The 724-nt window shown below is 39.5% G+C and carries 1 protein-coding gene; it reads right to left on the minus strand.

Annotated features, from left to right (window positions below):
* The coding region (locus A3766_RS01675; RefSeq protein ID WP_156508608.1) for a lipopolysaccharide assembly protein LapB at positions 1–555 on the minus strand (555 nt) is incomplete at its 3' end.
* Positions 556–724 lie beyond the last annotated feature (169 nt).

Consider the following 724-nt stretch of genomic DNA (forward strand, 5'->3'; position numbering starts at 1 on the left):
ATGTAGTTTTGCAGCATTCAGATATAAACCTTCACTTTTCAATCCGTATTCAATTGCACTCAAATAAACTGATTGTGCTTCTTCAAAACGTAATAGTTGGTACAACAAATTACCTAATTGCATGCGATAACTTAAATTTTCAGGTTTCTTCCCAACACATGCTTTCAGACATTCAACCGCACGTTCAAATTCCTTAGCCTTTACCAAGACCTCGGCATATTTTCCTGATAATTCAATATCATCTTGTACTGAAAGATAAGCTTCGAAAACCTTTGCTGACTCAACAATCATTCCCATATCAGCATAAAGACCCGCTAGTTCCAAGACAAAAGTCCTATTGAGGGGCTCGGCTTGGTACACATGCAGCAGGTGTTGTTTCGCTGCTTGATTATCATTTTGTTGGCGAGCAATCGTCCCTAAAGAATAGTGAGCATCACAGTTCTGCGGATCGATCGAAAGAATCTTATTATAGCAACGACGAGCTCGAGAGAGTCTTTCAGACTGTATATACTCGTTAGCCTGCTGCATTAAGGTTTGTATTTCCGACTCGCTCATATTCCTGCCTTTCGATTTCTTATTAAAATGTAATCCCGAGATGTATTCCAACGCAGCGAGAAGACTCGCGTTAGTTTAACGTGGCATAACCTCAACGATCTGAACCATATCATCCTCTTTAGTTCGGGATGAAGAAATAGATTGCTCTAAATCAAACTCATACTCTTTA

The sequence above is a fragment of the Oleiphilus sp. HI0132 genome (genome assembly GCF_001635845.1).